General features: G+C 67.3%; 24 protein-coding genes and 1 tRNA gene. All 25 read right to left on the reverse strand.

The window, feature by feature from the left end; translation table 11 throughout:
- Positions 1 to 21: 21 nt before the first annotated feature.
- A complete protein-coding gene (locus GGR45_RS10585) occupies positions 22 to 375 on the reverse strand; it encodes a HesB/IscA family protein (RefSeq protein ID WP_175312556.1) in 354 nt (117 codons plus the stop codon).
- A gap of 2 nt (positions 376 to 377) precedes the next feature.
- Positions 378 to 836, reverse strand: a complete 459-nt coding sequence (locus GGR45_RS10590; RefSeq protein ID WP_175312555.1) for an SUF system Fe-S cluster assembly protein — start codon at positions 834 to 836, stop codon at positions 378 to 380.
- Entirely contained in the window at positions 833 to 2,038 is a 1,206-nt protein-coding gene (locus GGR45_RS10595; protein ID WP_175312554.1) for an aminotransferase class V-fold PLP-dependent enzyme, read from the reverse strand. The genes GGR45_RS10590 and GGR45_RS10595 overlap by 4 nt, the downstream gene beginning before the upstream one ends.
- Positions 2,035 to 3,114, reverse strand: coding sequence for a SufB/SufD family protein (locus GGR45_RS10600; RefSeq protein ID WP_175312553.1), 1,080 nt, complete (start codon positions 3,112 to 3,114; stop codon positions 2,035 to 2,037). Before GGR45_RS10600 ends, GGR45_RS10595 begins: the two co-directional genes overlap by 4 nt.
- Entirely contained in the window at positions 3,111 to 3,863 is a 753-nt protein-coding gene (sufC, locus tag GGR45_RS10605; RefSeq protein WP_175312552.1) for a Fe-S cluster assembly ATPase SufC, read from the reverse strand. The genes GGR45_RS10600 and sufC overlap by 4 nt, the downstream gene beginning before the upstream one ends.
- A gap of 12 nt (positions 3,864 to 3,875) precedes the next feature.
- The gene (locus tag GGR45_RS10610) at positions 3,876 to 4,166 is read right to left on the reverse strand and encodes a hypothetical protein (RefSeq protein ID WP_175312551.1); all 291 of its coding nucleotides are present in this window, start codon (positions 4,164 to 4,166) and stop codon (positions 3,876 to 3,878) included.
- Positions 4,163 to 5,626, reverse strand: coding sequence for a Fe-S cluster assembly protein SufB (gene sufB, locus GGR45_RS10615; protein ID WP_175312550.1), 1,464 nt, complete (start codon positions 5,624 to 5,626; stop codon positions 4,163 to 4,165). Before sufB ends, GGR45_RS10610 begins: the two co-directional genes overlap by 4 nt.
- The gene (locus GGR45_RS10620) at positions 5,626 to 6,081 is read right to left on the reverse strand and encodes an SUF system Fe-S cluster assembly regulator (RefSeq protein ID WP_175312549.1); all 456 of its coding nucleotides are present in this window, start codon (positions 6,079 to 6,081) and stop codon (positions 5,626 to 5,628) included. The genes sufB and GGR45_RS10620 overlap by 1 nt, the downstream gene beginning before the upstream one ends.
- A gap of 311 nt (positions 6,082 to 6,392) precedes the next feature.
- A complete protein-coding gene (locus tag GGR45_RS10625; RefSeq protein WP_175312548.1) occupies positions 6,393 to 7,439 on the reverse strand; it encodes a Glu/Leu/Phe/Val dehydrogenase family protein in 1,047 nt (348 codons plus the stop codon).
- A 132-nt stretch (positions 7,440 to 7,571) separates the two neighbouring features.
- Positions 7,572 to 7,648: transfer RNA gene (locus GGR45_RS10630), tRNA-His, on the reverse strand.
- A 48-nt stretch (positions 7,649 to 7,696) separates the two neighbouring features.
- Positions 7,697 to 8,419: a type II secretion system protein N gene (locus GGR45_RS10635; RefSeq protein ID WP_175312547.1), complete on the reverse strand. Its 723-nt coding sequence runs from the start codon at positions 8,417 to 8,419 to the stop codon at positions 7,697 to 7,699.
- Positions 8,419 to 8,892 (reverse strand): type II secretion system protein GspM, encoded by a 474-nt coding sequence (gene gspM / locus GGR45_RS10640; RefSeq protein ID WP_175312546.1) that lies wholly within the window; start codon positions 8,890 to 8,892, stop codon positions 8,419 to 8,421. The genes GGR45_RS10635 and gspM overlap by 1 nt, the downstream gene beginning before the upstream one ends.
- A complete protein-coding gene (gspL, locus tag GGR45_RS10645) occupies positions 8,889 to 9,971 on the reverse strand; it encodes a type II secretion system protein GspL (RefSeq protein ID WP_175312545.1) in 1,083 nt (360 codons plus the stop codon). The genes gspM and gspL overlap by 4 nt, the downstream gene beginning before the upstream one ends.
- Positions 9,971 to 10,960 carry a type II secretion system minor pseudopilin GspK gene (gene gspK / locus GGR45_RS10650; protein ID WP_175312544.1) on the reverse strand — a complete coding sequence of 330 codons (990 nt, stop codon included), beginning with the start codon at positions 10,958 to 10,960 and terminating at the stop codon, positions 9,971 to 9,973. Before gspK ends, gspL begins: the two co-directional genes overlap by 1 nt.
- Complete coding sequence (gene gspJ, locus GGR45_RS10655; protein WP_175312543.1) at positions 10,953 to 11,588, reverse strand: type II secretion system minor pseudopilin GspJ; 636 nt, start codon at positions 11,586 to 11,588, stop codon at positions 10,953 to 10,955. Before gspJ ends, gspK begins: the two co-directional genes overlap by 8 nt.
- Positions 11,589 to 11,728: 140 nt before the next feature.
- The gene (gspI, locus tag GGR45_RS10660; protein ID WP_285138883.1) at positions 11,729 to 12,181 is read right to left on the reverse strand and encodes a type II secretion system minor pseudopilin GspI; all 453 of its coding nucleotides are present in this window, start codon (positions 12,179 to 12,181) and stop codon (positions 11,729 to 11,731) included.
- 61 nt (positions 12,182 to 12,242) lie between these two features.
- The gene (locus tag GGR45_RS10665) at positions 12,243 to 12,743 is read right to left on the reverse strand and encodes a GspH/FimT family pseudopilin (RefSeq protein ID WP_425505875.1); all 501 of its coding nucleotides are present in this window, start codon (positions 12,741 to 12,743) and stop codon (positions 12,243 to 12,245) included.
- A gap of 86 nt (positions 12,744 to 12,829) precedes the next feature.
- Positions 12,830 to 13,285 (reverse strand): type II secretion system major pseudopilin GspG, encoded by a 456-nt coding sequence (gspG, locus tag GGR45_RS10670; protein ID WP_175312541.1) that lies wholly within the window; start codon positions 13,283 to 13,285, stop codon positions 12,830 to 12,832.
- Positions 13,286 to 13,301: 16 nt separating this feature from the next.
- Positions 13,302 to 14,525: a type II secretion system inner membrane protein GspF gene (gene gspF, locus GGR45_RS10675; protein WP_175312611.1), complete on the reverse strand. Its 1,224-nt coding sequence runs from the start codon at positions 14,523 to 14,525 to the stop codon at positions 13,302 to 13,304.
- A 390-nt stretch (positions 14,526 to 14,915) separates the two neighbouring features.
- On the reverse strand, positions 14,916 to 16,391 hold the full coding sequence (gspE, locus tag GGR45_RS10680; protein ID WP_415640677.1) for a type II secretion system ATPase GspE: 1,476 nt from the start codon (positions 16,389 to 16,391) through the stop codon (positions 14,916 to 14,918).
- A 121-nt stretch (positions 16,392 to 16,512) separates the two neighbouring features.
- Positions 16,513 to 18,732, reverse strand: coding sequence for a type II secretion system secretin GspD (gspD, locus tag GGR45_RS10685; protein ID WP_175312540.1), 2,220 nt, complete (start codon positions 18,730 to 18,732; stop codon positions 16,513 to 16,515).
- Complete coding sequence (locus GGR45_RS10690; protein ID WP_175312539.1) at positions 18,729 to 19,571, reverse strand: type II secretion system protein N; 843 nt, start codon at positions 19,569 to 19,571, stop codon at positions 18,729 to 18,731. Before GGR45_RS10690 ends, gspD begins: the two co-directional genes overlap by 4 nt.
- Positions 19,572 to 19,870: 299 nt before the next feature.
- A complete protein-coding gene (locus tag GGR45_RS10695) occupies positions 19,871 to 22,711 on the reverse strand; it encodes a TonB-dependent receptor domain-containing protein (RefSeq protein WP_175312538.1) in 2,841 nt (946 codons plus the stop codon).
- Positions 22,712 to 22,822: 111 nt separating this feature from the next.
- On the reverse strand, positions 22,823 to 24,469 hold the full coding sequence (locus GGR45_RS10700; protein WP_175312537.1) for a hypothetical protein: 1,647 nt from the start codon (positions 24,467 to 24,469) through the stop codon (positions 22,823 to 22,825).
- A 357-nt stretch (positions 24,470 to 24,826) separates the two neighbouring features.
- A complete protein-coding gene (locus GGR45_RS10705; RefSeq protein ID WP_175312536.1) occupies positions 24,827 to 24,988 on the reverse strand; it encodes a hypothetical protein in 162 nt (53 codons plus the stop codon).
- Positions 24,989 to 25,035: the final 47 nt, after the last annotated feature.

Consider the following 25,035-nt stretch of genomic DNA (forward strand, 5'->3'; position numbering starts at 1 on the left):
GGCGAAGGGGAAACCTTCACCTCAAACCGTAAAGCTTTCCCCGCACCCGCACGCGCCCTTGGCGTTCGGGTTCTGGAACACGAACCCGGCGGTGAAGTCGTCTTCGACCCAATCCATGGTCGAGCCGATCAGGTACAGGATCGATCCACCGTCGACGAACAAAGTGCCGCCCGGCGTATCGATCTTCTCGTCGAACGCCTTGGCCTCGGTGACGTAATCGACCGAATAGGCCAGCCCCGAACAACCCCGGCGCGGGGTCGACAGCTTCACCCCGATCGCCCCCTCCGGCGCACGCGCCATCAGGTCGGCAATTCGTGTCTCGGCGGACGGAGTCAGGTTCAGCGCGGCGGGACGCGGGCGCAGGGTGGTCGCCATGGTCAGAGCATCCCCAATTCGAGCTTGGCATCGTCCGACATCTTCTGCGGGTCCCAGGGCGGGTCCCAGACCAGGTTGACGTCGGCGGTCGCGATCCCTGGCACCGCCGAGACGCGCAGTTCGACCTCGCCCGGCATCGACTCGGCGACCGGACAATGCGGGGTGGTCAGCGTCATGGTGACGACGGCATGGCCGCCCTCGGTCACTTCGACGCCGTAGATCAGCCCCAGGTCATAGATGTTGACCGGTATTTCGGGGTCGAAAATATCCTTCAGCGCGTCGATGATGCCGTCATACAGCGCCCCACCCGGCTGGGTCGGATCGTCGGCGGTCGGCTTTTGCGAGAGGAAGCCGGACAGGTAATCGCGCTGCCGCTCCGCCGGTGCCTCGACAACATCCTGCACGCGCGCCTTGGGCGGCTGCGCCACGCTGTCCACTTCCTCGATTCTATAATCGCTCATCCGAAAATCCTCGTGACCCGCCGGACGCCATCCACCAGCGCCGCGACGTCATCGGGTCCGTTATATACGCCGAAACTGGCCCGTGCGGTGGCAGGCAGGCCGAGCGCGTCCATCAGCGGCTGCGCGCAGTGGTGCCCTGCGCGGATCGCTACCCGGCTCTCGTCCAATATGGTGCCGATGTCGTGGGGATGAACCCCCTCGACCGCGAAACTGACGATTCCCGCCGAGTCTTCCGGCCCCAGCAGCCGCACCGTGTTGATCGCCGACAGCCCCTCGCGCGCCTGCGCCACCAGCGCCGCCTCATGCGCATGGATCGCGTCCAACCCGATGGCCGACACATAGTCGATCGCGGCGTGCAGCCCCAACGCACCGACAATATGCGGCGTCCCCGCCTCGAACCGGCCGGGCGGCGGGGCATAGGTCGTCTTCTCGAAGCTCACCCGGTCGATCATCGATCCGCCCCCCTGATAGGGCGGCATGGCGTCGAGCAGCTCGGGCCGCGCCCACAGCACGCCGATGCCGGTCGGGCCATAGAGCTTGTGGCCAGAGAAGACATAGAAGTCGCAGTCCAGCGCCTTCACATCGACCGCGATGCGCGGCACCGCCTGGCACCCGTCGAGCAGGATCTTCGCACCGACCTCATGCGCCAGGTCGGCCGCGCGCCGCCCGTCGAGCACCGAGCCCAGCACGTTCGACACATGGCCCAGCGACACCAGCTTGTGCGCGGGCGTCAACATCCGCGCCATCGCGTCCAGATCGATGCGGTGGTCCGCCGTCAGCGGCAGCACGTCGATCGCGACGCCCAGCCGCTCGGCGACCATCTGCCACGGCACGATGTTGGAGTGGTGCTCCAGCATTGAGAGCAGGATGCGATCGCCTGCTTTCAACTGGGTCGCGGCCCAGCATTGCGCGACGAGGTTGATCCCCTCGGTCGCGCCACGCGTGAAGACGATCTCGTTCGCCGACCCCGCACCGATGAACCGCGCCGTAGCCTCGCGCGCCTTCTCATAGGCGACGGTCATGTCGGCCGAACGCTGATAGACGCCGCGATGCACCGTGGCATAGCTGGTGTCATAGGCGCGCGTGATCGCGTCGATCACGGCTTGCGGCTTCTGCGCGGTCGCGGCGGTGTCGAGATAGGCCCAGCCGTCCGGGATCGCCGGAAAATCCGCCACCCGGTCGAGAGGCGCGGCGCTCGTCAAAGCGCCGCCTCCAGCCAGGCGTCGGCATCCGCCGCAAAGGCTTCGCGCACCACCTCGTTGCCGATCCGGTCGATCGCATCCGCCACGAAGGCGCGGGTCAGCAGCGCCTGCGCGCGCGGCTTCGGAATGCCACGGCTCTGCATGTAGAACAGCGCCTTGGCATCCAGCTCGCCCACCGTTGCGCCATGTGCACACTTCACGTCGTCGGCGAAAATTTCCAGCTCGGGCTTCAGATTCACCGTCGCCGTCCGCTGGAGCAACAGACCGCGCAAGCTCTGTTCGCCATCGGTCTTCTGCGCATCACGCGCCACTTCGACGCGCGCGGCGAGACTCGCCTGGCTGCGATCGGCGGCGACCGCGCGCCACAGCTGATGGCTCTGGCCGTTCAGCGCGGCATGGCGCAAGGCCACGGCGCACTCCTGCTTCAATTCACCCTTGGTCAGCAGCGCGCCGCCGAACTCGGCATAGGCGCCGTCGCCGGTCTGGGTGATCCCGCCGTCGATCCGCGCGCCCATGTTCCCGGCGGCCAGGAAGGTCGCGGTCAGGCTCGCGCCCTCGCCCAGCTCGGCTTCCTCGCGCAGCGACACGAAGCCGTCGTCCTGCAACAGACGCACCGCGCGCATCAGCCGCGCCGACGCCGCCAGCTTTACTCGGGTCAGCCGGTTGGTCCAGCCGCGCCCGACATAGGTCTCATAGACCTGCGCCGCCGAATCCTCGGCCAGCACGATCTCGGCGGGCAGATGATTGGCCGCACCGCTGGCGACATGGACGATCTGCACCGGATCGGCGACGGCGTCGCGGTCCAGCCGCAGCGACCAGCCACGGCCCAGCGCCTGGCGCCCGAGCGGGTGGTCGCTCGCGTCGATCTGAGTCAGCTGGACCGGACCGAGATGGCTGGCGCTTTCATCCAGCACGCCGTCCACGAACAACAACCGTGCGCCCGGCAGATCGAGAAAGCGATCCGCCCCCGCGACCGGCACCGCCCGCTCGCTCTCCGCCGCGCGCCGCAGCGCGTCGATATCGGCCCAGCGCCACGCCTCTTCGCGCGTCGAAGGGAGTTCCAGCGTGGTCGTCACGCCGCCGCTCCCTCGACGCCCGCATAGCCTTCCCGCTCCAGTTCGAGCGCGAGTTCGGGGCCGCCCGAGCGCACGATGCGGCCATCCGCCAGCACATGCACCCGGTCGGGCTGCACATAGTCGAGCAGCCGCTGATAGTGGGTGATCAGCAACACCGCCTTGTCGGGGGCGCGCATGATCCGGTTGATGCCGTCGCCGACGATGCGCAACGCGTCGATGTCGAGGCCCGAGTCCGTTTCATCAAGGATCGCGAACTTGGGGTTCAGGATGCCCATCTGGACCATCTCGTTGCGCTTCTTTTCGCCGCCCGAGAAGCCGACATTGACCGGACGCTTGAGCATGTCTTGGTTCAGCCCCAGCCCATCGGCCTGCGCGCGGGCGAGCTTCAGGAACTCGGCCCCCGACAGCGGCTTTTCGTCGCGCTGCCCGCGCTGCGCGTTCAGGCTCTCGCGCAGGAACTGGACGTTGGACACGCCGGGGATTTCGACCGGATACTGGAAGCCCAGGAACAGGCCCGCCGCAGCGCGCTCGTTCGGCTCCAGCTCGAGCAGGTCGACGCCATCGAACGTCACCGAACCCTCGGTCACTTCATACCCCGGACGCCCGCCCAGCACATAGCCTAGCGTCGACTTGCCCGCGCCGTTCGGTCCCATGATCGCATGGACTTCGCCCGCGTTGACCTCGAGCGTCAGGCCCTTGAGGATCGGCTTGCCGTCAATCTCGGCGTGGAGGTTTTCAATTTTCAGCATCGCATCCAACATCTAAATTTGATCATGACCGCGCAAATCGCGAACTACGTCGACAACCTTCAAACCTATCAGGGCACCTACGACCCCGAAGAGCAAAAACAATGGAGTCAAGAGCACAGCCATCAACCCCAACCCACCCGCGCCAATATAGAAGAACAAAATTGACCCGACGGGCGCAATAAATACGGCGATCATTAAAACTACTACACGCGGCAGTCTTATTGTAATATCCAGAAAAACTGCTAAAATCAGCGCAATTACCACCGCAGGAACAAACAGCGGCAAAAGCAGGATGTACGTCACCCAACGCTTCCTTCCAGCGAAATCCCCAACAGCTTCTGCGCCTCGACCGCGAATTCCATCGGCAACTGCTGCAAGACTTCACGCGCAAAACCGTTGACGATCAGCGCGACCGCCGCTTCCTGGTCCAGCCCGCGGCTCATCGCGTAGAAGAGCTGGTCCTCGCTGATCTTGCTGGTCGTCGCCTCATGCTCGATCTGCGCGCTTGGGTTTTTCACCTCGATATAGGGCACGGTGTGCGCGCCGCACTGGTCGCCCAGGAGCAGGCTGTCGCATTGGGTGAAGTTGCGGACATTCTCGGCGGTCGCGGCCACACGGACCAGTCCGCGATAGGTGTTGTCCGAGCGCCCGGCCGAAATCCCCTTCGACACGATGGTCGAGCGGGTATTCTTGCCGAGATGGATCATCTTGGTGCCGGTATCGGCCTGCTGGCGGTTGTTGGTGACCGCGACCGAGTAGAACTCGCCCACCGAGCCATCGCCCGCCAGCACGCAGCTTGGGTATTTCCACGTCACCGCCGAGCCGGTTTCGACCTGGGTCCACGACACCTTGCTGTTCTTGCCCTGGCACAGCGCGCGCTTGGTGACGAAGTTGTAGATGCCGCCGACGCCATTCTCGTCGCCCGGATACCAGTTCTGGACGGTCGAATATTTGATCTCGGCATCGTCCAGCGCGACCAGCTCGACCACCGCGGCGTGCAACTGGTTCTCGTCGCGCATCGGCGCGGTGCAGCCTTCGAGATAGGAGACATAGGCCCCCTTGTCCGCGACGATCAGCGTACGCTCGAACTGGCCCGTATTCTCCGCGTTGATGCGGAAATAGGTCGACAGCTCCATCGGGCAGCGAACGCCCTCGGGAATGTAGACGAAGGTGCCATCCGAGAAGACCGCCGAGTTGAGCGTCGCGAAGTAATTGTCACGCTGCGGCACGACCTTGCCCAGCCACTTGCGGACCAGATCGGGATATTCCTTGATCGCCTCGGAGATCGAACGGAAGATCACCCCCGCCGCTTCCAGCTCCTTGCGGAAGGTGGTCGCGACCGAGACGCTGTCGAACACCGCGTCGACCGCGACCTTGCGCGCGCCCTCGACGCCCGCCAGCACTTCCTGCTCGGCGATCGGGATGCCCAGCTTTTCATAGGTCCGACGGATTTCGGGATCGAGCTCGTCCAGCGACGCGATCGTCTTCTTCTGCTTGGGCTCCGCGTAGTAATACGCGTCCTGATAGTCGATCGGCGGGATATTCAGCTTGGCCCAGTCGGGCGTCTCCAGCGTCTGCCACAGGCGGAATGCCTTGAGCCGCCAGTCGAGCATCCATTCGGGCTCGCCCTTCTTGGCCGAGATATAGCGGACCGTATCTTCGCTCAGCCCCTTGGGCGCGAAGTCCTGCTCGATGTCGGTGGCGAAGCCCCACTCATACTTCTTGTTGGCGGCGGCGAGCGCCTCTGCATTCTTCGTGGCCATCAGGCGAATACCCCCGGACGCGAGGACGCGCCCATCACTTGCGATTTAACAGGATCGGCGGCGAGCGTCGCGAGCGTCACCCCGGAAAAGGCGGCGCGTACCGCCTGATTGACGACATGCCAATGCGGTCGGACGCGACATTGCATTTCCAGGCCGCATTCATGCGCAGCGCCATCGACACAGGCGGTCAACGCGATCGGGCCGTCCACCGCCTCGACGATATCGGCCAGGCTGATCGTGTCAGCGTCACGGGCGAGGCGGATGCCGCCGCCGGTCCCGCGTGTGCTCTCGATCAGGCCAGCGCCCGCCAGACGACTGACCAGCTTCTGCGCGGTCGGCAAAGGCACGCCTGTCTGCCCGGCCAGCAAGGTCGCATTACTCCGCCCGCCCGCACCTTCGCGCGCGGCGGCGGTCATCATCACGACCGCATAATCGGCTAGGCTGGAAAGGCGCATGATCTCCAATCGGACGAATTTGATCCGATTGGCAAATGGGCGCGGGGGGCCGGTTCGTCAACCGCGAATGCGCATGGGATTTTCGATGGGTGTGAGTGAGGGGGCGATGCTCTCCCACTTCTTACTTCTTAAGCCCCTCCCGCAGGCGGGTTTCAGGTCGGTCATGCCCCCGGCATGACCTAAACGATGCGGGGCATCGTTTACCTGAAACTGGGTTTGGGGAGGGCATGGTGTCTCACCGAGCCTGTCGCCCGTGGCCTTGCCCATCCCCTCCCGTCTACGGGAGGGGCGTGGGACTCAGCAGCGTTGAGTCAGCGCCCGATCAGCCCCTGCGCGATCTCGTCCGCCACGTCCGACGCGGGATGGCCGGTTTCGGCCGAGCGCTGCCACACCTGCTCCAAACGCTCGGGGATCTTGGCGATGCGCGCCATGACCTCGGCTTCGTCGCCCTGACCCAGATATTCCAGGCCGACATTGATGATGCCGCCCGCATTGATGACGTAATCGGGCGCATAGAGGATGCCCGCTTCCGCCACACGCGCGCCGTCCTCGCGGGTGGCGAGCTGATTATTGGCGCCGCCCGCGACGACCTTGGCCTTCAGCCGCTGGATCGAATCGGCGTTCAGCACCGCGCCCAGCGCATTGGGGCTGACCAGATCGACATCGGAGAACAGGATCTCGTCGGCCGAGGCGACGCTCGCGCCCAGTTCCGCCGCCATCGCTTCCGCCCGCGCCTGGTTCACATCGGCGATGGTCAGTACCGCGCCATCCTTGGCGAGCAGCTTGGCCAGCCCGCCGCCGACCGAGCCGACGCCCTGGATCGCGACGCGCACGCCCTTCATATCGGTCGCACCCAAGCCGCGCTTGGCGGCCGCCTTGACGCCCAGATAGACACCGTGCGCGGTGTAGGGGCCGGGGTCGCCGCCGGCCGCACCGCTCGCCACCGGCAGGCCGGAGACATAGCGGGTCTGGGTCGCAATGACCTTCATCCGCTCCTCGGACATGCCGACATCCTCGGCCGTCACGTACCGGCCGCCGAGCGACTCGACCGCGCGGCCGAACGCCTCCAACTGCGCGGTGGTGATGACGTCACCCGGCTTCGCCGCGAGCACCACGCCCTTGCCGCCGCCGAGCGCCAGACCCGCCATCGCGTTCTTGTAGCTCATGCCGCGCGACAGGCGCAGCGCGTCGGTGATCGCCAGCGCGGGCGTGCCGTAGTTCCAGAAGCGCGCGCCACCCGCCGCCGGGCCGAGATGCGTCGAGTGCACGGCGATGACCGCCTGCAGACCCGAAGCGGGATCGGTGAACAGATGCACGCCTTCATGCGCGTCGAAATCGGGAAAGCCCCAGTTCGTCATGCTCGTCCTTCGGTCCGACAGATGCGGAACCGGACCGAGTCTGCCGACCCGGCCACCCCATCGATGATGGATAGCGGGAGGACACGGGCGTGAAAAGGGCCGGTGCCGTGGCCAGGAAATGGCCGGAAATAATGGGGCGACCGACGGGACTTGAACCCGCAACTTCCGGCATCACAAGCCGGCGCTCTAACCAATTGAACTACGGTCGCCGCGAAGGCTTGCGCCCCTAAACGGGATCACCCGCACTCGTCAAGCGGTCAAAAGCGCCCTTCCGCCGAAAGTCGGTATCCGCCGCCCGTCGCCGCCACAAAGCCCAGCTGCTCCAGCTTCGCCGCCGCCGCCGGATCGCTTGGGCTCAGGACCAGGTCGGCGGTGTATCGGCCATCCGGTCGGATGCGCAGATTGACCGCCTCCGTGCCCCCCTGCCCCGTCATCGGCAGCAGGAGCGCGCCCGCCTCGCACCGCGCGGTGCCCATCATGCTGGGGGGCAGTGGCAGCCCCCCCGCCTCGCCCACCACGGTCGCACGGACACGGCCCCCTGCTTCCTCGCACACGCCGTCACGAAAACGAACGGTCACGTCCTCCAGCGCCAAGGTGGTGACGGGAAGCGGCGCGAAGAGTGTGGCGGCGGGCAGGCTGGCGGTGACGCTTTCCATCCCTATTGCATGGCGGCTGACCGACGCCGCCCCCACAATCGGCCGGCCATCGGCACCCGCTCCCTCGAATGCCAGCCGCGCCCGCCCGACGAGCAAGGCGAGTGGCGACAGCGAAACGCGCAGATCGCCGAGCGCGACGTCTCCGAACCGCGCCTCGATCATGCTGCCACCCCAGATGGTGCCGCCGACCCGCCGGGCGCTCAATCCCTCGTCGGCCAGCCCGGTCATGCCCAGCACCAACCGCATCGGCAGGAAGACGATCAGCGCGACGACCAGCATCGCGAGGAACAGCACCGATGGCCGCGTGGTCAACCGCAACCGCATCACGATACCCGCGTCCGCATGAGGAGCGCCACGCCCACCGTCCGGTCGCCATTGTCGGTCAGCGTCGCCTGTTCGACCAGCACCCCGCCCCGCTCCAGCCGCGCCAGCCACGGCGTCAGCGCGGCGGGGCGGGCCGAGGCGATCTGCGCGCGCACCCGGCCGGGGCCGTCCTCGGTCAGCGCGGACAGGGTAAAGCCCGCCTGCTCCGCCGACAGCCGCACCGTATCGGCCAGCGTCCCCGAAAGGGCGGGCGGACGACGGCGACGCTGGTTCAGCTCGGCGGCGATGGCTTGCGCCTGGCCCAGCCGGATCACCGCATCGGCGTGCCGCTCGCGCGCGCTCGACAGGCCGTCACCCAGCGGGCGCAGGATACCGCCCCACAGGATCGTCACGACCAGCAGCGCCCCCATGACGAGCAGGAGCCGCTTTTCGCGGGCCGAGCGCCCATCGAACCAGAGTTTGAGCGCCTTCATCGTGCGCGCACCGTGAATTCTCCCGTAATCCGTCCGTTCGCCGCGACGAAGGTACTGGGCTGGACGGCAAAGCCCTCCGTCTCGATCGCACGCTTCAGATCGGTGGCCAGCGCCTCGCGGTCGACCGCCACGCCCAGCCGGATGTCGCCGTTCGGCTGGAAATCCATTGCGGTCAGCTCGGTACCCGGCACGGCGCGCACCGCCGCAAAGACCGCCGCCGCCGTCCGGCTGAACCCCTGACCCGGGCCGCGGAGCGCCGACAGCCGCTCGGTCAGTTGCCGATCCGCATCGACCAACGTCTCGCCGCGCGGCAGGGCGGTCCGGGCGACCTGTTCGATCTTCGCTTCGGTCGCGTCGGCGGCGAAGCTGTATTTGGTCCATCGCACGAACTCGATCGCCAGCGTGGCGACGACGATGGCAAGACCCAGCCAGCTCAGCCGTCGCACCAGCCGCCAGTCGATCGCAAAGCCCCGCCGCCGCGCGAACGGCCCCTGCCGCAGGTCGAGGGCGGGGGCGGCGACGGCGGCGCCCAACACCGCCTCGATGCCGTCGGCGTCCAACTCGGCGAGCGGCTCGTCGCCCGCAACGATCTCGGTAAAGCCCGGCTCGTCGGCAAAGCCCGACGCGCGTCCGCGCACCACGCCCTGCCCCGCCAGATCACCCCGAACATAGCCCGTATCGGGACGCGGCAGAAGGAGCGGCGCAGGCACGACCGCGACAGGGTCTACCCCCGCCGCGCCCAGCCGGGTGAGCCACCCCGCCATCGCGCCGCGATTGACGATGCCGATGGCACGGCTCCCGGCCTCATCTTCGCCGACCGCGACATGCAGTTCGTCCATCGGCGCGGCGCTGACCTCGGCGGCGAGCAGGCGCGCGGCGGCGGCCGCCTGGGCGGTGGACCGGGCGGGTATCTCGGCCCAGTGCAGCGACACCGCATCGGCCGGGGCGATCGCGATGACCTCGCCATCCCCATGCGGCAGGCCCTCACCCGCCGCCGCGACGCGGCTATCCTCGATCCGCATCCAGCGATAATCGCCCCCGTCGCCCGGCGGCAGGAACAGGAGGTTGGTCGCACTCATCACTCTTCCCCCCAAACCCGCGCCACCAGTCGCGGCGGCTGTCGCGTGGCATCCACCAGCGCACGTTCCTGAATCCGGACGCTGCCCAAGCCGACATCGATGCGCAAGTTGAACCAGCGAGTCGTCGTCGCCACGCCGCCGCCACCGCTCGCCCCCGGTATCTGCGCCCAAAAGGCGCTGGCGTCCGCATAGCCTTGCGGCGGGCGGCGCAAAAGGGCTTGCCCGATGGCGGCAGGCGAAATCGTGTCGATCTGCGCCATGGCGACCAGGGGCGCCTGTTCGGGTTCCAGCGTGTTGATGTTGACGATGGTCGGCTTCGCCTCGGGCAGGGTGCAGAGCCAGGGGCGCAGTTGCGCAAAGATCTCGGGTGTGACTCCGCTGACCATGCGCAATTCGCTGACATCGGCCATCAACGCGCCGCCGGTGCGATAGGGGGGATCACGGGCCAGATAGACGGGGTCCTCCGCCCCGCCGCCCTGCGGGTTCTGATCGCTGTCGATCCAGTCGGAGGCGGCGGTCGCGACCTGCTGCGCGACCTGACCGGGGATGCCCAGCAACCGCATCAGCTTGGCGAAATGCGCGGCCTCGACCGCGTTGCCGATCAGCACCCCCTGCTGACCGGGCAAGCCTTGCGCAAGCCCATTGAGATTGAAGCAATTGCCCCCGTCCGTCACCCGCGCGACCGCGCTGCCCCCGCCCGCGACATCGCCCAGCGGCAGGGCGAAGGGCCGGTCGCTCCACCCGCCCAGCAGCGACACCTTACCCTGGGAACGCTCCAGCAGATCGCCAATGCGGATGATCGCCAAAGCCTCGGCCGCATAGGCAAAGCCGCGCGCCTGCTCGATCGCCACGGCATTGCCGCCCAGCCGGGTCGACAGGCGCAGCTTTTCCAGCGCGGTCGCGGCCAGCACGGCGATGACGGCGACCAGGATCAGCACGGTCAACAGCGCCGCACCGCGCTCCCCCGCTGGCGGCCTGGGTCTAGCCATTGGGCGTCGGTGTCGGGCTGGGCGTGGGGCCGGGTTGGGGCATGACGGTCGTGTCGACATAGCCGGTGCCGACCAGAAACAACTGGCGAAAGATCATGCCGTCATCACGCACGATCGTCACCTCGGCGGCCTGCGGCAAGGCGACGCCCGGCTGCCCCTGCCACTGGTCGAGCCACGCCCCGTTGAAGCGATAGCGCAGGTGCAGTTCACGCACATGGTCCATCAGCGCAGCAGGCTCCATGGCGGCGGCCCCGTCGAGCAGCGGCCAGGCGACCCGCTCCAGCACGTCACCGTTCAGGCGATAGGCGACCTTTTGCACCGAAGGCCGCGCGGCATTGTCGAGATTGCTCCAGCCACCGCGCACCAATCGCATCGCATCCGGCCCCGCGACCATGGCGGGCGTCAGCACGCCACCCTCGTCGCGCGTCGGCCGGTCGACCGCCTGCGCGAGATCGGCCGACAGGATCGCGGTCGTCCGGCTGACGGCCGAGATCGCATCGAGCTTCTGCCCCGTTACGGCTTGCGCGCGGACACTCAACGAAAGGATCGCGACAGCCGCAGCGGCGAGCATCGCAAAGATGAGCAGCGCCACCATGACTTCGACCAGGGTGAAGCCGCCCTGCCCCATTCCCCTCTTTGTTCCCCCGCGCAGGCGGGGGTCCAGTTCTTGTCCGGTCGGCGATGACGGATCGCATTTACTCGCGCGACCCGCCCTACAATGGACCGCCCCCCCGCCTGCACGGGGGAACAAGGGAGTACCCAGGTTTTTCACGACGCCGCGACCCCGACCGGCGGCGCGGCCATGGGCGGGCGCACCATCGTCATCCGCCCGGCGATGCTGCCCCCCGCATTCGCCACTGCCACGTCGATCCGCACCACCCGCGCATCGCCCGTACCACTGACGATCCGGGTCCAGGTCCAGCTGCGCCCGCCATTCACCTCCGTGCCCGTCGTGCGGCCGAGCGCCGGGGCCTGCGGATCGGTGACGGCGGCAATGGCGACGTTGCGCGCGACCATCTGCGCGACCAGCGTCTCGTCCAGGATCGCAGCGCCCCGGATCGTGGCACTCTCCAGCCGGACGAGCGCCATTGCCGCGAGACTGAATACGGCGAGTGCCACCATGATCTCGATCAGGGTGAAGCCATCCTCCCCGGCACGGGGAGGGGGACCATCCGCAGGATGGTGGAGGGGGAGCGTCGAAAGGGAAGCCCGAGGAGGCACGCCTCCTCCGTCAGGGCTTCGCTCTGCCACCTCCCCTTGCAGGGGAGGAATGGGGGACGCTTCACCCATCGACGCGCACCGTGCCGTCCGCGCCGATCCGCACGATGCTGCTTGCGCGGTCGCGGGTCAGGCGCAGCTCGACGGGGCGGTCGGCCAGGCCGGTCACGTCGAAGGTGATCCGCACCCGCCCGCTCGCGTCGGGGATCGTCGCCTGGGTGCCATCCTCCCATTGCGCCACGCGTAGAGGCTTGGCGGTCATCGGGCTCCATGCGCCGTCTGCACGCCGGTCGAACCCATAGCCGCCGCGCGTGACCCAGATGCTGACCGGCGACGCCTCGACCACCGCGACGTCATGCGCGGCGCGGACCCGCGCGGCGAACCGCAAAGCCTCATCGGTCACGCGGCCGCGACGGTCGGGCAGCGACCAGACGGCGATGGCGGAGGCCAGGCCGATGACGGTGATGACCACCATCAGTTCGACCAAGGTGAAGCCGTTTGCCCGTACACTTCGACTTCGCTCCGTGCCAACGACGGACGGGATCAGGCCCCCCGCCCCGTTCAGCCTGAGCGAAGTCGAAGGCCACGCCTCGACTTCACCAGGCAGGCCGCGCCCGCCGCCGTTCCCGGCATCCAGGCGGGCATACGAGCTCACTTATCCCAGTTGCCGATATCCGCGTTGATCCCCTCGCCGCCTTCCTTGCCATCGGCGCCATAGGTCCAGACATCCGCCTCGCCATGCTGGCCGGGGGACGCATAGAGATAGGGGCGGCCCCAGGGATCGTCGGGCAGCTTCTTGAGATACCCACCCTTTTGATAGCGCGACGGATCGGCCAGTCCGGCGGGCATCGAGACCAGCGCCGGAAGCCCCTGCGCCGTGGTCGGGAAGGTCAGGTTCTGGAGCTTGTACAGCTCCAGCCCGCCTTCGATCTGCGCGATGTCGGCCTTGGCCTTCTGCACCCGCGCAGTATCGCCAGAGGGCAGCACGTTCAGCGCGACGATCGTCGCCAGCAGACCGATGATGACGATGACGACCATCAATTCGACCAGCGTGAAGCCGCCCTCGCCGCGTTTGCGACGGATCGACCTTGGGGTTTGGGTACGCATAACCTGTCCTCTCGACTTATTGACCCGCCAGCGTGTTGAGCTGGAGGATGGGCAGCAGGATGGATAGCACGATCGTCGCGACCACGCCGCCCATCACGACGATGATCGCGGGCTCCAGCAGCGACAGCGCGGTGGCGGTGAAGCGGTCGAACTCGCGCTCGAGATAATCGGCGGCGCGCTCCAGCATCTCGTCCAGCCGCCCCGCCGCCTCGCCGCTCGCCGCCAGATAGGTGAGCAGGGGCGGGAAGACTCCGGCGCGCCGCATCGCCGCCGACAGGCTCCCGCCGCCCCGGATCGCATCCACGATCGCGTCGGAGGCCACACGCAGGCGACGGTTGTGGATGGTTCCCGCCGTCAGCGTCAGCCCCTCAAGCAGCGGCAACCGGCTCGCCACCATCGTCCCCAGCGTCCGCGCCATCCGCGCGGCATGCAGGTCGCGCAACAACCGGCCAAGCAGCGGCAGCTTGAGGAGCCAGGTGTCGAAGGACAGCCGGATCGCCGGCACCTTCAACGCGCGCCAGAAACCGACGCCCGCGATGGCGGCGATCCCGGCCATCAGCCACCACCAGCCGACCAGGAGGTCGGACACCCCGATCACCATACGGGTCAGGAAGGGCAGTTCCTGCCCGACCGTATCGAACTGCTCGACCACCTGCGGCACGACGAACATCATCAGCGCGGTGACGACGCCCATCGCAACGACCGCCAGGATGGTGGGATAGGCGAGTGCGGTGATCAGCTTGCCGCGAATCTCCGCTTGTCGCTCCAGCAGTGCGGCGAGCCGTTCGAGGATCGTCGGCAACGTCCCCGAACTCTCCCCCGCCGCGACCATCGCGCGGTAAAGCGGCGGGAAGCTCTTGGGCTCGCGCGCCATGGCGTCCGCCAAGCGTCGGCCTTCGGTGACGCCCTGATGCACCGTCGCGACGATCGCGCGCACCCGCTCCTGCTCGGTCTGGCGGGTGATGGTGCGCAAGCTCTCCTCCAGCGGCGAGACGCGGTTGAGCGTGGCGAGCTGGCGGGTGAACAGCGTCAGCTGCTTGACCGACATGCGCGCACGGCCGAGCTTCAGCCCGAAGAGCGGGCGGCGTTCGGCCGTGTCGCCGCTGCCCGGCTTGACCGAGACGACATAGAGCCGCTGCTTCTCCAGCGCCGCGCGCGCGGCATCGGCGGTTTCGGCCGGGATGAAGCCGCGCTTTTCGGCGCCCTTGGTATCGATGGCGACATAGTCGAACCCGGCCATGTCAGCGGGCGCTCCCATGGGCCTGTTCCCCCGCGAAGGCGGGGGTCCAGTGACTGCGAGGCGTGTCGGATCGCCATTCTCTCTCACGCGAAGCCGCGAAGCCGCGAAGAAGAAAGTCATGCTCGCGCAGAGGCGCAGAGGACGCAGAGGTGTCTCGTGCGCGGCAGCGCATTGCTTTTGCAATCGGCCGAAAAATACGGGCCGCTGGCGCGGCTAGGACGACGCCTCTGCGCTCTCTGCGCCTCCGCGCGAATCCATTCTTTCTCCGCGTCTCCGCGTCTCCGCGTGAACCGATGACATGCTCACCCCCAGCGTCGGCCCCGATACGACCAAGGCACTGGCCCCCCGCCTTCGCGAGGGAAGGGGAAATGAGGAGCGTGCGCACCCCCCTCACCCCGCGTCGTAGTCGCGGCGGGACACGCGGATGGCTTCCTCTGCCGTGGTCACGCCGTCCAGCACCAGTGCCCGCGCCGCCGCCGCGAGCGGTTGCTGCCGGGCGAAAGCGTGCGCCGCGATCGCCTGTTCGTCGCCGCCTTCGTTGACCAGCCGCCGGATCGTGTCGTCGACGCGCACCGCCTCATACACCCCGGTCCGGCCCTTATAGCCGGAGCCGTTGCACTGCGGGCATCCGACCGCCTCGTACACCGTCGCCTTGTTCTCGATACCGAGCAGCGGGGCGACGGTCTGCTTGGCCTTTACCGGCCGCTTGCACGCCGGGCACAGCCGCCGCACCAGCCGCTGCGCAATGACGGCGCGCAAGGTGGAGGCGAGCAGGAACGGCTCGACCTTCATATCGCGCATCCGGGTGATCGCACCGACCGCATCGTTGGTGTGGACGGTCGACAGCACCAAATGCCCTGTCAGCGAGGCCTGCACCGCAATCTCGGCGGTTTCGCGGTCGCGGATTTCGCCGACCATCACCACATCGGGGTCCTGGCGCAGGATCGCGCGCAGGCCCGCTGCAAAGGTCAGCCCGACCTTGGCATTGACCTGGGTCTGACCCACGCCCTCGACCGCATATTCGACCGGATCCTCGACGGTCAGGATGTTGCGGCTGCCATCGTTCAGCAGGCGCAGCGCCGCATAGAGGCTGGTCGTCTTGCCCGAGCCGGTCGGCCCGGTGACGAGGATGATGCCGTTGGGTTCGCTGAGCGCCTCGCGCAGCAGCGCGTACATGGCCGGGTTCATGCCCAGCGCGTCGAGGTCGATGCCGGCATTCTCCTTGTCGAGAATACGCAGCACCACCCGTTCCCCGGCCCGGCTGGGCAGGGTCGAGACACGCACGTCGAGCAGCTTGCCACCCAGCGTCAGCGCCATGCGCCCGTCCTGCGGCACGCGCCGCTCGGCGATGTCGAGCCGGGCCATGACCTTGATCCGGCTGACCACGACCGGCGCGACATGCGGCGGCATCCTGAGCGTTTCGCGCAGCACGCCGTCGATACGCATCCTGACGACGAGGCCGGTTTCGTACGGTTCGATATGAATGTCCGACACGCCGTTGCGCGCGGCGTCGGCAATGATGCCGTTGATGAGCCGGATGGCGGGCGCATCGTCGGCGGTGTCGAGCAGATCCTCGGCGGTCGGGATGCCGTCGGCCAGCATGTCCAGCTCGTCGCCCATGCCCACTGCCGCGATCGCCGTCGCCTGACCGTCCATGGCATAGGCGTCGGACAGCAACCGATCGAAGGCGGGGGCCTCGACACGGGTGACGGCGAAGGGGCGGCCGATATGGCGGCGCAGTTCGATCAGCGCGCGCGGGTCCGCGCCCTCGCGCAGTGCGATAGTCAAGGGGTCCGCAGTCTGGACGACCGTGCCGAACTTGCGTGCGAAGCCGTAGGGAATGGTCAGGGGGGCGACCAGTTCCAGCGTTTCGTCGGGCGTGGGGAGCGGGAGAGCGGAGTGCCCTCCCCCATCCCCTCCCGCTTGCGGGAGGGGGGTGCCCAGCGGCAGGGGGACGGTGTCCCCCGTGGTTATGGGGTGCTCGTCGTCAGTCACGGCGCTTGATCGGTTGGACCGACTTGGCGACGGGGACGGCGATGCGCGGATCCTCGATATTGCCGGGCATCGGCGCGTGCGGGATGGGCGGCGCGGCGTTCATGTAATCGCGCACCAACTCGTCGATCGACGGCTCGACGCCGGGCTGCGCATAGCCCTGAAGCTGGCGGAGATAGCCATAACGCTGTTCGGTGACGCGGCGGCTGTCCTCGGGCGTGCGCAGGATGGTCGGGCGGATGAAGACCATCAGGTTCGTCTTGGATCGGCTGCGCGCCTTGGACCGGAACAGCGCGCCCAGCCCGGGAATGTCGCCCAGCAGCGGGATCTTCTCGATCGTCCGCCGCTCATTGTCATCGAGCAATCCCCCGATGACCGTGATCTGGCCGTCGTCCGGCGTGAAGACATTCTCGAACGCGCGTTTGTTGAGGATCAACTCGCTATTGTTGCTCGACACCGGCCCGGCAATCGAGCTGACCTCCAGCCGGACATAGAGTTTGAGCGAGCCGCCCGCATTGACCTGTGGCTTCACGTCCAGCTGGATACCGACATTCTGGCGCTGCACGGTACGGAAGGCATTGTCGAAATTGTTCGACAGCGCCTGGCCCGTCGTGACCGGAATTTCCTGCCCGACCAAGCTGTGCGCCTGCTGGTTGTCCAGCGTGATGATGTGCGGGACCTGAAGCAGGTTGGACGTGGTGTCGCTCTTCACCGCGTTGATGATCGCGCCGAACACCGTGTCGCCGATCTGCCCGCCCCAGCCGGCAAAACCGCCGGTCGTGCCCAGGATCGACTGTACCGCCGACTGGGTCAGCTGGTTGAACGAGGCGTTGGGGACATTGGTCTCGGTGCGAGTCCCGTCCGGGGCGGTGACGATCGTCTTGGTGCCGCCGATCGTCTGCGCCCCCACCGCGCCCGCGATCTGGAGGATGTTGGGCGCGGTATTGCCATAGGTCGACGCCGCGAACGCCCCGCCCGACAGGCTGCCCAGCAGGAACTGCGCGCCGAGCCGCCGCGCGGTCTGATCGGAGACCTCGGCGACGATCGCCTCGATCAGCACCTGTTCGCGGCGCACGTCGAGCTGGCGGATCACCTCGCCGATCTGGCGCTGGATATCGGCCGGTCCGGCGATGACGATGGCGTTGGCGCCGACGAAGCGTGTGACGACCGCCGCCGTCCGCCCCCCTTGCGTGCTGATGGCCGGCGGCTGGCCGTTCTGGCCACCCGCGCCCGGGGCGTTCGCCGCCTGAGGCTGGGCAACCGGCTGGATACGCTGCGCGATCGAGGTTCCTGCCGCCGATCCCGTCTGATTGTTGGTCTGGCTGAAGCTGCCGCGCGACAGCGTCGTTTCCTGGACCGGGTCGGGCGTCTGGCCGACGAGCTGCTGGAGCACGGGCAGCAACTGCTCGGCATCGGCGTTTTCCAGGAAGACGACGCGGATTTCGGTACCGCTCTTGGCCTTGTTGTCCAAGTCGATCGCGATCTGGGCGAAGCGCGCGACGCTCGATGGATCGCCGCGCAGCGCGATCGAGTTGGAGCTGTCGATCGCGACGACCGACACGCCGGTCGTCCCTTGCGCAGGCGCGCCGCCCTGCGCCCCGCCGCCGCCCGCCAGCGTCTGGAGCGCGGTCGCGATCTCGCGCGCGCCCGCATTCTTCAGCGCGATGACGCGGGTCGAGGCATTGTCGGCGTCGATCCGGCGCACGACCTCGCGGATCCGTCGGATATTGTCGGCGAAGTCCACGACGACCAGGCTGTTGCCCGCGCGGTTGGCCGTCACCGACCCTTGTGCGCTGACCAGCGGGCGTACGGTCTCCAGCGCACTGTTCGCGTCGATCGCGCGCAGGCGGATGATCTCGGTGACATAGGAATTGCGGTTTGCGCCGCCCAGACCGATCCGGCTGGGCTGCGACGCCGCATTGTCGATCGGCTGCACGCGGAACGCCCCGCCCGCACTCGGCACCGCGACCAGTCCATTGGAGCGCAGGGTCGACAGGAAAATCTCGAAATATTCCGACTTGGACAGCGGCCGGTCGGTGACGACCGTCACCTTGCCGTTGACCCTGCTGTCGATGATGAAGGTCCGCCCCGTCACTTTCGCCGCATCGGCGATGAAGGCGCGGATATCGGCATCGCGGACGTTGAGCGTGGTCTGCGCCTGCGCGCCCGCCGCCAGGGCGAGCGCCAGAACCGAACCGAGGACGAGCTTCTTCATGGCCGTGGTGCCGCAATCTGAAGGGAGAGCGGCAGCGTCTGATCGCCCCGCTCGACCGTGATGGAAAGAGAACCGCCCTGTGCGAAATCCGCCGTCAGCCGGTCAAGGTCGCCCGGCCCCGTCACCGGGCGTCCGCTGATGGCGGTGACGACATCGCCCTCACGCAGGCCCGCCGCGCGGAACGCCACGCCCGAGCCCATAGGCCGGACGACCAGCCCCGAGACGCGGCCGCCGTCGAGCCGGGGGATGAAGCCGATATCGCTGCGCAACTGCGCGATGCCGACACCGCCTTGCGGCGGCACCGATCCGGGGACCTGCACGGACGGCGCGCCAGGCGCCGGTGCCCCTGCGGTGGCGGGCGGGGCATCCGACTGGTCGAGATAGAGATCCTCGGTCGCACCGCCGCGATCGATGGTGATGTGGTCGAACGCCACCGCCTTCAGCGTGACGCCCGGCTGGATTTCCTCGCCGACCGAAACCGATCGCTGCACCCCGTCCGGCCCGGCCAGGATCGCCGATCCGCGCCCCGACGCTTCGTCGAGCCGCGTGCCGTAAAGGGTCAGTTGAAGCGTGGTCACGGCGGCGGGTGCGGCCTGTTGCCCCTGCAAACGGAAAAAGGGATCGAACCCCTCCAGGATCGCCGCCGGCGAGCCCGCGACAGCGGGCGCGAGCGGGCGCCACTCGCCCAGCGGCGAGACGGGGGTGACGATCACCCATAGCAGCCGCGCGCCCTGGACGGCGAGAACCGCCATCAGCGCCAGCTCGGCCACCGAATAGACATTCACGACCGGCAGGCGCCGCAACCAGCGACGTCCGCGCGCGTCGAGCCTCAACCGCATGAAACTCACCCCGTCCGCATTTTCGGGCCTTAGGCATGGCATGTTACAGCCCTGCGTCAAACCCCCGAAACATGTTTGTCATGTCGGTTTCACATGGACCGCCGGATACGGGATTGACCAATGATGCATGGATGGCGGGCGATCGCCCCTCGCTCGGCTTGAACGGAAATGGAGTTCGGTGCGTCATTGCGAAGCGTGCGCCGTGCCGTCCACACTCCGCCCAGGCTGAGCGAAAGCCAAAAAGGAAAAGGGCCGCCACCGGATCACCGGACGGCGGCCCTTTCCTGACCCCACTGGAATCAGAAGGTCGTGCTGATCCCCAACGAGAAGACCCGACCCTGATTATACCGGTTCAGATAGACGAACCGGCCGTTCCCGAAATCCTGCCGTTCGTTATACCGCGTGCGCGTCAGGTTGCGGGCCTCGGCCTTCAGCTCGAACTTGCCGCCCGCCAGCTCGAAGCCCTGACGTGCCACCAGGTCGAGGCGGATGCCCGGCACCTCGATGATGTCGGGCTGGAAGCCGGTGCCCGACAGGTTGGACGGACCGCGATTGGTCACGCGATTGCTGGCATAGTTGAACAGCAAGGTGATCTGCGACAGCGCGGCGGTGTCCTCGACGCCGAGTTGCAGATTGACCAGATGGTCCGACTGGCCGGTCAGCGACGCGCCGTCGCGGAACAGCAGCCGCGCCGGACCGAAGCCCGAGGCGCAGCCCGCCAAGCCCGGCGACCCTTGCGCCGCCGCCGGGTTGGGCACGCAGCTGGCGTCCGCGTTGATCTGCGACTTGGTGTAGGTGTAGTTCGCAATCGCGACGAGGCGGCGCGTGGCGAAGAAATCACCGCCCAGACCCGCCAGCGGCACATATTTCTGCAACTCGACTTCGGCACCATAAAGCGTCGCCGAGGGCAGATAGGTGAAGCCCGTCTGCAACCGGTCATCCGCGCCGGTATAAAAGCCGACCTGCTCGATCGGGTTCTTGATCCGCTTGTAGAAGCCCGCCAGCGTGAAGCGCTGGTCGCGCGCATAGAACCATTCGTAGCGCGCCTCCAGATTCCACAGCTCGCTGTCACGCAGGTTGGGATTACCGAAGAACAGGCGATCCGAGTCTGGATCGCGGAACTGCTGCGGAGCGAGTTCGCGGAACTGCGGGCGCGAGATGGTCTTGGCCCCGCTCGCGCGCAGCTGCATGTCGGCGGCGAAGTTCCAGGTCAGCGTACCTGCGGGGAGGAAGTAGTTGTTCTTCAGCCGCGTGGTGGCGCTCTGCACCGGCGTCACCGTCTCGATCGCCGTTTCGTAGCGCAAACCGGCTACCGCGCGCAGGCCGGCTGCCACTTCGGCCTCCGCCTGCACATAACCGGCATGGACGTTCAGCTTGGCGTCGTAGGCATAGGCGCCCGCCTGGGTCGAGAATTGCAGCTGGAGCGTACACGCCCCCTGCCCGCGCAACGGACAGGCATTGTTGATGACGTCCGGGCTCAGCAGATAATCGGGCCGATAGAGATTGTAGGGGAAGCCCGGCGCGGTGCCCGCGCCGTCGCTGGTCTGGTAGTTGAACTGGATACGGCTCGAATAGCGGTCGGTGCCCTGGTAGAAATAGCCGGTGCTCAGCGTGATCGGGCGCTCGCCGTCGATCTTGTAGGAAAGGTCCGCCTGGCCGGTCCACAGATTCTCGTTCAACTCCGAGAAGATGATCGAAGCGAAGGGCGTGAAGCGCTGCGTCACCTGATAGGCACCGTTGCACTGGAACCCGCCCGCACCGTTCGCGCCGTCATAGCTGATGGGCAGGCCATTGCTGGTCCGGGCCGAACACAGATAGTCGAACTGGCGCTCATAGGGCGCATTGCGCTTGGAGTTGGCAAAGGCGCCGCGCGCATCGAACTTCAGGGCGTCGGTCAGCTTGAACTCGCCGACCAGCTGGCTCTCGATCAGCTGGCGCTCGAACCAGTTGGTATTCTGCTGGAAGCGCAGGCCGCTGGCGTTGTTATAGACTTCCGCCGCCGATCCCCGACCCTGCTTCAGCGTGTCGTGGATATAGACGTTGGTCCAGCGCACCGTATTGTCGCCGAACTCATAGCCCAGCCCGACCAGCGCATTGGCGACGATGCGGTTGTCGGTCAGCAGCGTGCGGTAATCGTTGCGCAGCGTACCGTCGGGCGACACCGAGTCCTGCTGGATCGCCGAGCGGGTGCGGAAGGTGTTGGACAGGCTGAGCGAGGAGATCACGCCCAGACGGTCGCTGCCGATGTCGAACACCGAACCGGCGGACAGCTCGCCCGACAGATTGGCGGGCAGATGATTGTTGCGCTGCAGCAGCGTGGTCGAGGCGTTGGACAGCTGCCCCACCTGCGCGGCGGGAACCAGCCCCGAACCCTTGCCCGCCTGGACGTCGCGCACGAACTGCGGCACGCCGCGCGTACCGTCGTCAAAGCCCAGCCAGTCGGCATCGCCGCCCGCATAGGTATAGCCCAGCTCGCTGGTCGTCGTGTCGTCGGCCGCGACCGTAAAGCCGCCCGAGATGAAGTTCTTCGCCGGAATGGCCTTGGTCGTCAGGTTGATGACGCCGCCACCGAACTCGCCCGGATAATTGACCGAATAGGTCTTTTGCACCAGCGCCGAGCCGACGATGGTGGTCGGGAAGATGTCGAGCGGGACCGACCGGCGCAGCGGCTCGGGGCTGGGCAGCGGCGAGCCGTTGAGCAGCGACGAGGAATAACGATCGCCCAGACCGCGGACATAGACGAAGCCGCCGCCAACGACCGACAGGCCGGTGACGCGGGTCAGCGCCCCCGCGATATCGCCTTCGCCCGTGCGCGCGATGTCGGCGGCGGACAGGACCGAGACGATCTGCGGCGTGGCGCGGATCGTGTTGGGGATGTTGCGGCCGACCACGACGATCTCGTTGCCCGCCGTGGCGTCGACACCGGGCGCGGAGATTTCGACCGGCTCGTCTGCCGACTGGCCGTCCTGCCCGGTCGGGGTCTGGCTCTGCGGGGTCGCCTGCCCGTCCGGGCTGGTCGCGGTGGTGCTGGTTTGCGCCGGAGCAGGCGTCGCCCCGCCCGTGGCTTGCGCGAGCAGGGCCGGCGCGACGAGCTGGGAGGTCAGCAGAAGGAGAGAGGCATAAGCGAGGCGTCGCTGCATGGCCGGGTCATCCCGTATCAGATTTTATGGAGGAAAGCCGGGGCGGCGATGATCGCCACCCCGGCCTGCCGAGAGCGCCCGACAAGGTCCGGGCGCATGGTCAGCGGGACCTTAGCGGCCGTTGCAGCTGAAATAGATCGAGGTGAAGACCGGCGGCCCCACGTCCTGCAGATCGGCGTTGGCGCCCCGGATCGTGGTGCGATCCGCGCCCGAACCGGCACCTGCAACCAGATTGACGCAGGCCACGTTCTGCTGGGTCGCCTTAACGATGCCGTTGATGAAGGTCATGTCGGCACCGCCGCGCAGACGGATCGCAGCGGGTGCGAGCGCGGTCTGGACGAAAGTGAAGTTGGCATAGCGGCCGAAGGTGCGCGGCAGCAGGTCCTCGGCGTTGTTCGAGTCGATCTCGGTCGAGAAGCTGTCCGCGGTCGCGCCGATAGCGCGCTGCGCCGCGATCAGGAACTGCATGAAGCCGCGATAGCCATTGTCGATGTCGAAGCCGTCATCGTCCGCGCCGGTGATCGCGATATACTTCAGGTTCGACGTGCCGCCGAAGATCTCGATGCCGTCATCGGCCGAATTGTGGCTCTGGATATGATCCAGAACGGTGCCCGAACCCGTACCGCCCAGCGTCAGGCCCTGCAGTTCGTTACCGTCCGAGATGGCGATGCCCGAGTAGCGGATCTGGACATAGGACAGCTGACCCGACGAGTCGGCCTGGTTCGCACCGCCATAGAAACGGCCGGTCACACCCTCGATCGCCAGCTGGCAGCTGGTCGAGGAACCAGCGGCGTTGTTCGGGCCGGTGCCGGTGGCGCAGACCGCGGTCGGCGCGCGGCCGAGCAGGATGATGCCGCCCCACTGGCCCTGGGTCGCGTCGGACACGCCGTTGCTGACCAGATTCTGCTGCGAGGTGAAGACGATCGGCGCATCGCGGGTGCCCACGGCCGAGATCTTCGAACCGCGATTGACCAGCAGCAGGTCATTGGTCGCCTCCGACGAGTCGGCCGCGATCACCACGCCCGGCGCGATGGTCAGCGTGACGCCGGCGCCGCCGGTCGAACCCAGATCGGTGCCCACTTCGGTCTGACCACGCAGGCGATACACGACGCCTGCGATCTTCGGCAGCGTCACATTCTGGGTGGTCGTGATCGTGTTGTCGATGCGGCAGAAGCGATAGGACGGCGCCGACGCACCGCTCGGCGTGACCGTGCCGTCATCGATCGTGCCGGTCGGGCAGACCGAGGTGGCGGCGGCATAGGTGCCGATCGACGGCACCGCGCTGCACCGCGCGCCCGAACCACCGAATTCGGCCGAGGTCGAGTTGCAGGTCCAGCCCTGGAAGGCGGTGTCCGAGGGGCCGTTCAGCGCGCCGACATAGTTGGTCGAGGTGAAGAAGCCGTTGATGATCGACGGATCGGCGGCGGTGGTCAACGACGTGCTGCTGGCCGGATAGATGCCATTCAGCGCCGCGCCGGTGCCATTGACGTTGTTGTTGCTGCCCGCATTGACGATCGCCAGCTGTTCGTCGGCAGTGATCGATACGCCGTTGACGGTGGTGACTGCTGCGAACTGCGCGGCGGTGATGTTCGCGGTCGGCGTAGCCGTGGGCGACGGGGCCGGCGTCGGCTGGGGCTGCACGATCACCACGCTGCCCGCCCCCGGCGAAGCGACGCTGTCGGCACCGCCGCACGCACTGAGGGCCGCGCAGGCCGAGCTGGTCATGAGAATGAGGCCGAAGCGCTTGAAGCTGCCCATCGCCGAAAAACTCCCGATCTTATCGTTGCTAAGCCGGGCGAAAGCCGCCCGGTGACCGACTCAAGACAAGTCCCCCTGTCGATCCCGGTCCGGGCGTTAGGCGCGTCTCATGACGCCAAGATGCATTTTGGGAGAAACTTCCGTGACAGTGATGCGTCGATTTTGTGACAATCGCGCCCGGCATTTCGGGTCAACGCGCTGCCAGCGGCTTTATTTTGCCCGTCGCGCAGGAAGGCGCAGCTTTTGCGGCCAAAGCACGTTAGGGGGCCTGCGAGGTCGAGCTTCCGCACGTCCTCGGCGCCCCGTTCAGGCATGTGTCACTACGGATTGAACGGGGCGTCCCTCTCCCCTCTGTATTCAGGTCAGCGAGGATTTGCGCTTCGGGGCGTCCTGCCCCTCGGTGCTGGACCGACCGCGATCGAGCGTGTCGCTGGGGCGGCGGGCATCGCCGTCGCGTTGGTGCTCGGTCGACAGATTGGGGTCGCGGGTTTCGGTCGTCCGCTTGATCGGGTCGGTCATGGTCATTCTCCTGAGAAGGCCAATGCGCGGCGGGTCGGGAGCGTTCC

This window comes from Sphingomonas zeae (genome assembly GCF_014197135.1).
Classification (GTDB): domain Bacteria; phylum Pseudomonadota; class Alphaproteobacteria; order Sphingomonadales; family Sphingomonadaceae; genus Sphingomonas; species Sphingomonas zeae.